Source organism: Vibrio sp. YT-18 (genome assembly GCF_033337345.1).
Classification (GTDB): domain Bacteria; phylum Pseudomonadota; class Gammaproteobacteria; order Enterobacterales; family Vibrionaceae; genus Vibrio; species Vibrio alginolyticus.
On record NZ_JAWOQO010000001.1, the window covers coordinates 189,633 to 201,056 of the forward strand.

Here is an 11,424-nt window from a genome sequence, read left to right on the forward strand (position 1 = left end):
AAAAACCGCCTTCGGGCGGTTTTTCTTTTCTTACCAATGGAAACTGAAGTAAGGTTTTCTCGCTTCTCGCTTAACCCGCTGCAGAAATATCGTATTTCTTCATCTTATGGTTGAGGGTACTCATTGGCAGCGCCAATTGCTCGGCAGCTTTCTTGGTGTGCCAATTGCAGGCATTTAAGCAATCGATGATTACTGTACGCTCGTATTGGCTGACAACGTCCTTAAGGCTCTTTGAAACGTCTTCTAAATCCGCTTGTGCTTGCTGCTCGTAAGCAGGTTGCTCTGGGGTAGGTGAAGCTGCTTTCATGTCGATACTTGGTACATCTTCTGGGATTTGTTCGCCAAACTCAATGTGAGTAATGGTTTCAAAATCGGACAGTAGCACCGAGCGCTCAATGATGTTCTTAAGCTCACGCACGTTCCCTGGGTATTGGTAGGCAAGCAGCTGTTTACGTACGTTGGCACTTAACCCTGGCGCTTGCGGCAAACCTAGCGTGTTGGTGGTGTGTTGCACGAAATGTTCGGCAAGGGGAATAATGTCTGACTTGCGAGCTCTCAATGGTGGTAATGTAATAGGGAACACATTCAAACGATAGAACAAATCGGCACGGAATCCGCCATCTTTGATTTGCTGCATAAGATTACAGTGGGTTGCGGCGATAACGCGAACGTCGACTTCAATCTCTTTGCTGGTACCGATAGGGCGAACTTTGCGTTCTTGTAGTACACGCAGTAACTTTGCCTGCAGTAGCATTGGCATATCGCCAATTTCATCTAGGAAAAGCGTGCCGCCGTTGGCTGCTTCAAACAAACCGACTTTGTCTTTGTCCGCGCCAGTGAATGAGCCTTTCTTATGGCCAAAGAGTTCCGACTCTAATAACTGCTCTGGGATTGCGGCACAGTTCTGTACGATCAAAGGCTGTTCTGAACGGTTAGAGTTTTCGTGAATGTATTTCGCGATCACCTCTTTACCAGCGCCCGTTTCACCACGCAATAGAACGTCTACAGGGAGAGATAACACCTTATCAAGACGATTCAAGACATTGAGCATTTCTTCGCTCTCTGCAATAGGACCCTGATAGGTTTTTTGGGTACGCTTTTTGAGTTGAGTGTTCTCACGCATTAGGGCGTGATTGTCTGCATTGAGATTTTTAATCACTTGCCCGTATTGCTCTAACCACACAGCTTGGCGAATATTACTCGCGGCCATACGACAAAACTCAGTCAAGGCTGCCTCGTTGTCGATGACGTTCAAATCGAGTAAGACTAACAGTCCAATGGTTTTGCTTTCGCTATCAATCAAAGGCCAAGCCAATAAGTTCTCGCTTTTTAATCCCAGTGTCTGCTCAGTTTGATAGATGCTTTCGCAGTCATAGCCGTTGTACTTATACAACTCGTTAATCAACACCACTTCACCATTACGAATGGCAAAGTTGAATGGATCGTTCTCACTGGCTGAGTCTAACTGTAATGCTTCCCAAGGGTGGGAAACGATAGTTTTATCGTTATGGTGAGCGGTACTTGGAATCAACGCCTGCCCAGTCTGGTCCAAAACATAAATGATGCCGTGCTTTGCGAGGGTCATTTGTCTCGCAGCGGTCAACACGGCATCCAAGGTTTGGGTAAGCTGGCTGCGATCAGCCAAAGACTGACTGATCGCAAGTAGGGCGTTACTAAGTTCGCTATGGTTAGCTGAACGCATAGGTTAGTGTTCCTTGCTCATCGACAGACACTTCGATTTGCGTATGTGAATCATCCTTGTCATGCACTAGTAGCTGAGTCGAGAGCTGAGGCAGTAACTGACGGTTGATAACCGCGTCGATGTTACGCGCGCCCGTTTCAGCAAGGCGACAGTTACCTAGTACGAACTCAACCAAACTTTCTTCGTAGCTCAGAGACAATTTGTGATGGCTCTGTAGACGCTGAGAAACTTTGTTCAGCTTGTGGTGAATAATTTCTGTCATTGCTTCATCAGACAGCGGAACAAATGGTAGTACTGACATACGTGCCAACAGCGCCGGCTTGAAGTGTTGGTTCAAAGTAGGGCGAATAGCTTCTGCGATGATGTTCGCATCGATGTCTTTTGATTGATGAACCAAAGATTCGATCTCATGCGTCGCAAGGTTACTGGTCATGATGATCAGCGTGTTCTTGAAGTCGATTGTGCGGCCTTCGCCGTCGTTCAGCGTGCCTTTGTCGAACACTTGGTAGAACAGGTTCAATACTTCAGGGTCGGCTTTTTCCACTTCATCAAGAAGAACAACAGAGTATGGACGTTGACGAACCGCTTCTGTCAGCATGCCGCCTTCACCGTAACCTACGTAACCCGGAGGTGAACCAATTAGGCGTGATACCGTGTGCTTCTCTTGGAACTCAGACATGTTAATGGTCGTCATAAAGCGCTCACCACCAAACATTTGATCTGCGATCGCACGGGCCGTTTCGGTTTTACCCACGCCACTTGGGCCAACCAGCAGGAATACGCCTGTTGGTGCGTCTGGGTTACCTAGACCAGCTTTCGCAGTTTGAATGCCTTCAGACAGTGCATCGATAGCGTATTCTTGGCCTTTGATGCTTTGTGTTAGGCTTTCTTTCAGTTTTAGCGTGGTTTCTGCTTCGTCTTGAAGCATCTTACCCATAGGAATACCAGTCCAGTCCGAGATGACGTGGCTAACTTCATCTGGGCCCACTTCAAAGTGAACCAGTGGGTTGCCATTGCGGATTACATCTAGCTGTTCTTGGCAGGCCGAAATGGCAATGCGAACGGCTTCTTCATCCATTTCTGCATATGGAGAAACGTCTTGCTCTTGTTCTGAATCTTCGTCTGCAACAAGCTCTTCTTCATTTGTTTCTCCAAAGACCAGTTCATGTAAGCGAGAGCGTAGAGCAATCATCTCTTGGATCTGCTCTTTTTCTTTGTGCCATTGCGCTTCTTGTTCTGCTAGCTCTTCTTTCGTTGTTTCCATTGCCAGTTTTAGGTCTGGAATGTTAGCAAGGCTGTGCTTGTCGCCAGTTTGCTGCAGAGCATCACGCTCAAGTGCTTCAAGCTCGCGCTGTTGAGCTGCAAGTTCTTGTTGCAGAGTCTCAACAGAAGCAGGAATGGCATTAAGGCTGATGTTCACTCGTGCACACGCCGTATCTAGTACATCGATCGCTTTGTCTGGCAGTTGACGACCAGAGATGTAACGAGCAGAAAGTGCTGCCGCAGCAGTGATAGCATCGTCACGCACGTAAACGTTATGTGACTTCTCGTATGCTGGGCGCAGACCACGAATGATCAATGCTGCTTGCTCAGGAGACGGTTCGTCGAGTTTCACCAATTGGAAACGACGCGCAAGAGCAGGATCTTTCTCGAAGTACTTCTTGTATTCCGACCATGTTGTCGCAGCGATGGTTTTCACTTCACCACGCGCTAGGGCTGGTTTTAGCAAGTTTGCCGCGTCGCTGCCGCCCGCTTGGTTACCACCGCCAACAAGGGTGTGTGCTTCATCGATGAAAAGAATGATAGGGGTTGGCGAGTTTTTCACTTCATCCAATACTGCGTTTAGGCGTTTTTCGAATTCGCCTTTTACGCTTGCACCAGCTTGCAGAAGACCCATGTCCAGGCCGTAAAGCTCAACACCTTTGAGGTTGTCTGGTACGTCACCTTGTACAATCTTAAGTGCCAAGCCTTCTACTACTGCGGTTTTACCAACGCCCGGTTCACCAACAGCAATAGGGTTGTTTTTACGGCGACGAGCAAGAATGTCCACGATTTGGCGGATTTCTTGGTCACGGCAGAAAACAGGATCGATTTCGCCTTTGCGTGCTTTACCAGTGAAGTCTGTCGTGAACTTGCTCAGTGCTGAGCCATCCTCACGAGCTTGTGTTTTCTCTGAATTAGCAACTTGCGCCTCAATAGAGTGGCTTGTTAGTTCTGCAAAGTTACGCTTAAGGCTGTCAGGATTTACCGCCTCAAGGATAGAGGCATAACCATGTTGGCCGTAACGGAGAGGATTGCTAACAAGAGTAAGGAGCAGGGCGCCAGAGCGGATTTGTGTTTCGGATAGATCTAAAGAAGAAACCAGCCAGCTTTCTTGCAACCATTCGATTAATAAAGCAGAAAAAACAGGTTTGCTGCCATTTCCTTTGGCGTTGGTGTCGAGTGTGGATCGAACCGATTGTCTTAATAAGTTCTCAGAACAATCAAAATGACTTAATAAGACGTCAAAATCACTATTTGGCCTTTCTAATAGACTCAGTAAATAATGCTCAATTTGAACTTCGTTTGCTTTTTCAGAGACTGCAAGTGCAGCGGCGTCTTCTAATGCTACTTTTGCAATCGGGTGTAGACGCTGAATTAATGAAGAAAGGTTTATATTTATCATAGCCATTTTATTCTTTAGAGGAAAAGAGGTAGCGGCTATTATACTAAAAGTGATTGCGTTCTTTTTTTATCAAGATATTTTGACTATCGTTTGTTGGTTATTTTTAATGATTATTGTGACATTAATGTTTGTGGTTATTTTAATGGCGTTGTTATTCTAAATTAATTGATAGTAAAAGTGTCGGATTTATTAGTTTTAATGACTTTATTTACACGGTTTTATATGGTTATTTTCACTTTTTAAAGTTAGAACAATTTATTATTATCTTAATCCAACTTTTTGGTTTTTTATCCAATAAATTGTACTCAAGATATTAGTGAATAATGTCTTTATTTGTTTAAATTGTTGTTTTTATTGCATTTTTAAAGTTGGCACGGACTTTGATTATACCAAGTAGTCGCGGTGATAAGCGATTTGGTGATTTAAACAAAACAGATTTTAGAAAAGGAAATAGCGATGCCAACTCCAGCATATATGTCTATCCAAGGTGAGACTCAAGGCCATATTACTAAAGATACTTACTCTGCAGATTCAGTAGGTAACACATGGCAAGAAGCTCACGTTGATGAGTTCCTAGTACAAGAACTTGATCACGTGCTAACTGTTCCACGTGATCCACAAAGTGGTCAGCCAACTGGTCAACGTGTACACCGTCCACTTGTTGTAACTAAAGTTCAAGATCGCTCATCTCCACTACTATTCAACGCACTAGTATCTGGCGAAAAACTTCCTGAGTGTGTGATCCGCTTCTACCGTACTTCAGTTCAAGGTAAACAAGAGCACTACTATTCAATCAAATTGATTGATGCGCTACTTGTCGATATCCAAACTCGTATGAACCACTGTCAAGACGCAGCAACAGCTGACCGCGTGACAGAAGAAGTGCTTAAGTTCACTTACCGTGCGATCGAAGTAACTCACGAAAACTGTGGTACTGCGGGTAACGACGACTGGCGTGCTCCACGCGAAGCTTAATTGCTCGTCGCGTAAAGATTCAGGGCCAACGATTGTTGGCCCTAATTCGATTATTTGTATCAGGTAAAAGATATGGTGAATGACGTAGAATTTAAATTTGAAGTGCCTGGATGTGGGCATGAATTTCGGGTTGAGAGCTTTCATGTTCATGAAGAGTTATCTAAGCCTTTCCACATCAATCTCTCATTACTTTCACTTGATCCAGATATCTCGTTCGATGAGTTAATACGTAAAGCAGGAACATTGACACTTTACGGACAAGGTGTTGGGGCTGCGCGTGTGTTCAACGGCGTGGTGAATGAAGTTCGTTACTTAGGGACTGGACGTCGTTTTTCTCGTTATCAATTAGTCTTGGTTCCTCAAGCTTGGTTCTTATCTCAGCGCCAAGATTGTCGTATTTTCCAGCAAAAGTCAGCGCAAGACATCATCACAGAAGTACTCGATGATGGGGCAGTCACCGATTACCGATTTGAAGTGTCGGGTACTTATCCTCCAAAAGAATACGTTCTGCAATACCGTGAGTCTGACTTGCACTTCGTGCAGCGTATGATGGCTGAACACGGTATGTGGTATTACTTTGACCATAGCGATTCAAATCATACGATGGTCATTGTCGACAGTAATGACGCGATTGCACCTTTGATAAGCTCGCCACTAAATGCTTCTTACATTGGGCCGATTGTTTATCATGCCGATGGTGGCGGTGTTGCCGATCGCGAACATATCTCTGATCTCGAGTTAGTTAACCGCGTTAGAACGGGACAGGTTACGTACACAGATTACAACTACGAACACCCTAAAATTCCACAAGAGATGACACAGGCTGGCGAGCTAGACCAAGATCTCAAGCAGTTTGATTATCCTGGACGATACGTCGACCCGCTGATGGGTCAGGTGAGAACCACGGAGTGGATGTCGGAACACATAGTCGATAATCAACAAGTGGAAGCAACGAGTGACGTAATGCGCTTAGCATCTGGTTACAGCTTTAACGTCAGTGACCACCCGCGTTCTGAGATTAACCGCGATTACCTCATGTTGTCTGTAATGCACACAGGTCAAGATCCGCAAGTGCATGAAGATGAAGCGAGTGGTATGCCAACCACTTACTACAACCAGTTCTCATGTATTCCACGTGATGTGGTATTTAAAGCGCCTAAACTAGCAGCACCAGTGGTTGATGGCCCTCAAACGGCGGTTGTTGTAGGACCAGAAGGTGAAGAGATTTACACCGACAAGCTTGGTCGAGTGAAAGTACAGTTCCATTGGGATCGCTACGGTGATAACAACGAACATTCAAGCTGTTGGATTCGTGTAAGCCAATCCATGGCGGCGCCAACATGGGGCGCAGTTTATTTGCCGCGTATTGGCCATGAAGTCGTAGTGACTTTCCTTGAGGGGGATCCAGATCGTCCGTTAGTTACGGGCGCAGTTTACAACGGTTTGCATTTCCCACCGTACTCTTTGCCAGAAAACAAAACTCGTACCACGTTCCGTACGCAAACGCACAAAGGAACAGGTTACAACGAGTTGAGTTTTGAAGACGAAGCGAACCAAGAAGAAGTCTATATTCACGCTCAAAAAGACATGTCGACCAAGGTGCTCAACAACCGTTACCGTGATATCGGTCAAGATGAATTCTTGAAGGTTGCACGTCACCAAACGAATGAAGTTCATGGTGACCATAAAGAAACCATTCATGGACATAAAACGACACAAGTAAACAGTACGTTTACCGAGACAGTCGAGCAAGACGTTACCGTCACATACAACGCGAACGAAGCCCAGTATGTGAAAAACAATTCTGACTTAGAAATTGGTGATAACCGTACGACTAAGATCGGTAAAAATGATGACTTAGATATTGGCGAAAACAGTAACCTTACTATCGGTGCGTCTAAGAGTTCAGATATTGGTGCGGATGATAACCAGACGATTGGTGGCAACTTAACGGTATCAGTGAAAGGGAACACCGCTTATAAAGCTGATGGTGCAACGCAAATTATCAGTGGCGACAAGATTGTATTGAAAACGGGTGGTTCCTCTTTAGTGATGAACAGTGATGGTTCAATAAAGTTATCAGGCTCGGCTATTACGATCGAAGGCAGTGACAAAGTCGTCGTGAAAGGTGGCAACGTAGTGGTTAACTAACAATGGAAAAACAACCTCTTACAACAGAAGTAATATCAGAGCAGCAAGCCGAATCAACGGCTTGCTTTTCGCGTTTTGGAAGAATAGTGGCTATCAATGAGTCTACGGGCAGTGTGCGAGTTGATTTTGATGGTAACCCATTTAAGCAGCCACTCACTGCGAGACTAGGACGTGGCTTTCGTCGTTCTGAGCTGCAAATGGCTATCGATAATCGATTAAGTTGTCGAGTTGAATTTTTGAACGACGACTTAAGCTTGCCTCTTGTGACGGACATTTTCTTCTCCATTCTGGATGACTCTGACGAGTTTGTATTGCGAGCGAAGAAGATGGTTATCGAGACAGAACAAGAGTTGGTAGTCAAAAGTGGTGAGACAGAAACTCGCTATAGCGGGCGCGATGGACGAATTACCACTAAAGCGAAGTACGTCACCTCTCAAGCAGAAAAAGCACAAAAAATTCAAGGCGGAACGATCGCAATTAACTAATTACCTAGCATTAGCTAATTTACGTCGAGTTAGCTAATTACTTTGTATTAACTAATTGCAATCGCGTTATGGCACGCTAATAACGGATAACTAGATGCGACAAAGAATCGGTGTCGAGCACCTAAAGGCACCCATAACCAATCAAGAAGTCGAAGGCGCGTTAGCAAAAGCTGAGCGCGCTGTGAACGACCTTTCCCAATTGCCAGTAACATGGCTGGATTTCTGTAATGAAAAGCTGTCCATTGCTTCTGAAAGTATCGGTTTTTTAATCAGGCAGCGAGTTCAAATTCACAAAAGGGGTTATCCAAGTCGTGAGTTGGCGTATCTCAAGCTGATTGAACGCCAAATTGAAGAACTGAAGCAGGTGTACTTGTCGTTTTATCGGTTAGCACCGGGGTTGATTCATCAATTAAGAAGCAAAGAGCCAGAAATCTACAGCTGGCTGATGCTACAAGGCGAGTTGGGCTCAGCGTTGGATAACCTTTTGTGCGGCTTGAGTTTACTCGAAGATATTGACGCTAAAACCGCAATGGTCATTGCCGTACAATCTCCGGTTGAATCTATGGATAGCACGCTTTCGGAGCTTATTGAGGGTAATGCGACATCCAGTGCGTTTTACTTTGAATGCTTACGTGTACGTCAAACATTAAGTGTTTCTCTCATCAAGCGCTGGCACAAAGCCAGCATCATTAGCTCTCATGTTGCTTTGCCACTGCTCGCTTTACAAGACGTGAAAGAGGGGATTGATTGGCTCAATGACAATGCAGGCAGCGAACAATATCTATTTGAACGTTTGATTACCAAACGTGACAGAGGCACTTGGTTCCGTCAGTGCTTTGGCATCGAACCAAATGGATTACCATCAGCGCAAGTGCTCACTTATGCCAAGTTACTTGAGTTAAAAGAGTTTGAGGCGTTTGATATCTCTTCTTCATTAGCACCTGTTGATTTTGCGCTGGGTGGTGATTGGAAACTGGTACCCCAAATCATCGAGCACTTGGAAAGTCTGGAGGAAGGTGAAGCTGAGGGTGAAATTTGGCTTCAAGCCTTGTATGTCGTCTACGGAAAGCTTCTTCCTCTGAATCCGCAAGATGTTGGTGTCGAGTATGAATGGGAAGAGATCTTCGATCTGCTCAATGAGTGGGTGGAAGATGAAAAATATATCCAAAATCTACCAAGCCGCTTGGGTTACGCATTGAGCTTCGAGTCTACGTTAGCTGCGATGCAAGAATCTAACGTTGATGTGCTGTTCCGCGATTGGCTATGGCGTCAACTCTGTATTCAATCCAGAGCCTACGTGCCTTGGGATATGGCAATGCCGATTCATCAACAAGACTGGAACTTCAACAATTTAAAGGCCGCACCTTCTGCGAGCGAACGATTCAACTTAAGGAATAGCAATGCAGTTATGGGATATTGAGACGCACCCTGAGCTATCACTTAAAGGTCGTTTTCAACGTGACGAAAACGGCGATGAAGTGTGGGTTGTCGTTGCCAAACGCACATGGCAATTCGATGGTGTGGTTTGGCACGAATTAGGTGAAAGTGAAATCTTCGATGATCCCCAATATTTGGGCGAAGAAGGCTTCTCTGCGATGAAAGTTGACCACGAGTTCGCGTATACCAAAGACAATACAGATGTACTTGTTTACGGTAAAGCGCGCAGTTACGCGAAAAAGCCAGTGACATACCAAGAGTGTCGCGTGTTGATTGATGGTCATATCGATAAGACTCTCGCTATTCACGGGGAACGCGTATGGGTTGAGCATGCTGGTAGTATCACGCTGAGCAATCCAGTTCCATTTATTGCAAAAGACATTGATTACACTTGCGCGGTAGGCGGTGATTTACGTAACCGAATAGGCGGTGGTGTTGCCGATTCCAACAAAGAATTGCTTGAACAGAAAGCACCTTCGGTTTTTTATCCTCGTGAAGACTGGAGTGCCGCCGCGAAAAAACTACGCGTTGCGGGGTTCGGGCCAGTGCCTCCGTTCTTTGAGTCGCGCCAGAAGCTGGCCGGCACGTTCGATGACGATTGGATTGAGAATCGCAAGCCAATGTTGCCACTCGATTTTGATAAGCGGTTCTTCCAAAGCGCGCCTATTGATCAACAGTGCAAAGGCTTTCTTCGTGGGGGGGAGCGTTTGATGATGAGTGGTTTTTGTCATGATGACACGCTTTCATTTCGAATTCCTAAAGAAAAATACCGTGCGATCGCGACGTTCAAAGATCAAAGCTATCAAGCTGATATGGCGATGTACACCTTATTCGTTGATGCGGAAAAGAAAACTATATCAATCAGTTACACCGCTGCGTTTCCTTGTCAGGGCAAGGAGCATTTGTTGGTGTCGACATCGATCACTAAGCTGGAAGAGGTAAGCGAGCATGCATAATTCAACAGGCCGTTACGTGCTAGGGATGGAAGTGATGACGCCAACCGGTATGAATTTAGATATTGCTAGTGCAGTTTCGTATGCTGATTTAGGAAGATTTGATCAATGTGTAGGGGATGATGGTATCGAGCGTTTTACTTACGCCAAAATCGAATACACCAAAGAAAGTGAGCAGTTTGAGAAAACGTGTGAGTTAATCACCCACTTGCTTGATTCATTGTTAGCGCAGTTACCACGTTCATTGAGACCAATACCTTTGCTTATAGCGGTGCCTGTGTCTGTTTCACTAGTAAAGGTGCAAGAATGGCTTGGTGAAAGTAACTATGCTGAATTTCTCTCTGTGGTGAATGCTGTTCATGCCAGTGGGCCCAGTTTCGTTCTCCAGGCCATGAAATCATTGGATAAATATGATGCTATGATGTGTATCAGTGTCGATTCCTTGGTGAGTTCGATGCAAACACTCATCGACGATGCGATGGTAATGAGTACCAATAATCCATGGGGCGTTATTCCGAGCGAGGGTGGGGCGGGTTTAATTCTTTGTCGAAAAAACACCGTAGAAACATTGAAACTTAAGCCTCAAGCGCAGCTTGGCTACATTGATACGGAATTAAACACTTCAGACCGAAGAGGCATGTTTCGACTTGTTCAACGTGCGAGTAAAAAGCTCGATTCATTTGGTGAAGTGTATTCCGATATGACGAACCTGCGCATGCATTCGGAAGATTACGGTTTTGCTCTGGGGGCTAAAGCAGAACGATTCACGAACCCAGAACAACCGCAGCTTATTAATGAGTTGTGGGGCACAATGGGCAGTTGTTCTTCTCTCGCTTTAATTGCCTTTGCGGTCAGAGAGCACCACTTTAAGCAACCAACTACGTTGTTAATGTTCGACTTTCATGGTGACAAAGGAGTTCTCCAATTACTGCAATGTTAGTGAGCACTCATCGATCAAATGGCAATGAAAGTATACTCATATTATTAGGTTGAAGTTTGTAACACGAAAAAGCGTATAACTCATGCAGTGAAAGCGTAAGTAAAAAGGTCTAATAA

The 11,424-nt window shown here is 45.2% G+C and carries 8 protein-coding genes; 6 read left to right on the forward strand and 2 right to left on the reverse strand.

The features are described from left to right. Positions 1-70: 70 nt before the first annotated feature. Both R7M72_RS00760 and tssH read right to left on the reverse strand, forming a co-directional pair. Entirely contained in the window at positions 71-1,702 is a 1,632-nt protein-coding gene (locus R7M72_RS00760) for a sigma-54-dependent Fis family transcriptional regulator (RefSeq protein ID WP_318055986.1), read from the reverse strand. Next, a complete protein-coding gene (gene tssH / locus R7M72_RS00765) occupies positions 1,689-4,367 on the reverse strand; it encodes a type VI secretion system ATPase TssH (RefSeq protein WP_021035954.1) in 2,679 nt (892 codons plus the stop codon). Before tssH ends, R7M72_RS00760 begins: the two co-directional genes overlap by 14 nt. A 456-nt stretch (positions 4,368-4,823) precedes the next feature. Here tssH and R7M72_RS00770 point away from each other — a divergent pair, with 456 nt between their 5' ends. The 6 genes from R7M72_RS00770 (at position 4,824) to R7M72_RS00795 (ending at position 11,308) form a co-directional block, all read left to right on the forward strand. Beyond that, a complete protein-coding gene (locus tag R7M72_RS00770; protein WP_005373415.1) occupies positions 4,824-5,342 on the forward strand; it encodes an Hcp family type VI secretion system effector in 519 nt (172 codons plus the stop codon). Between the two features lie 72 nt (positions 5,343-5,414). Beyond that, positions 5,415-7,493: a type VI secretion system tip protein VgrG gene (tssI, locus tag R7M72_RS00775; RefSeq protein WP_042523523.1), complete on the forward strand. Its 2,079-nt coding sequence runs from the start codon at positions 5,415-5,417 to the stop codon at positions 7,491-7,493. 2 nt (positions 7,494-7,495) lie between these two features. After that, positions 7,496-7,978 carry a hypothetical protein gene (locus R7M72_RS00780; RefSeq protein WP_025767908.1) on the forward strand — a complete coding sequence of 161 codons (483 nt, stop codon included), beginning with the start codon at positions 7,496-7,498 and terminating at the stop codon, positions 7,976-7,978. Between the two features lie 94 nt (positions 7,979-8,072). Next, positions 8,073-9,398 (forward strand): hypothetical protein, encoded by a 1,326-nt coding sequence (locus R7M72_RS00785; protein ID WP_262629861.1) that lies wholly within the window; start codon positions 8,073-8,075, stop codon positions 9,396-9,398. Continuing rightward, the gene (locus tag R7M72_RS00790; protein WP_262629862.1) at positions 9,379-10,371 is read left to right on the forward strand and encodes a DUF2169 domain-containing protein; all 993 of its coding nucleotides are present in this window, start codon (positions 9,379-9,381) and stop codon (positions 10,369-10,371) included. Before R7M72_RS00785 ends, R7M72_RS00790 begins: the two co-directional genes overlap by 20 nt. Beyond that, the gene (locus R7M72_RS00795; protein WP_017633759.1) at positions 10,364-11,308 is read left to right on the forward strand and encodes a hypothetical protein; all 945 of its coding nucleotides are present in this window, start codon (positions 10,364-10,366) and stop codon (positions 11,306-11,308) included. The genes R7M72_RS00790 and R7M72_RS00795 overlap by 8 nt, the downstream gene beginning before the upstream one ends. The last annotated feature ends 116 nt before the right edge of the window (positions 11,309-11,424 follow it).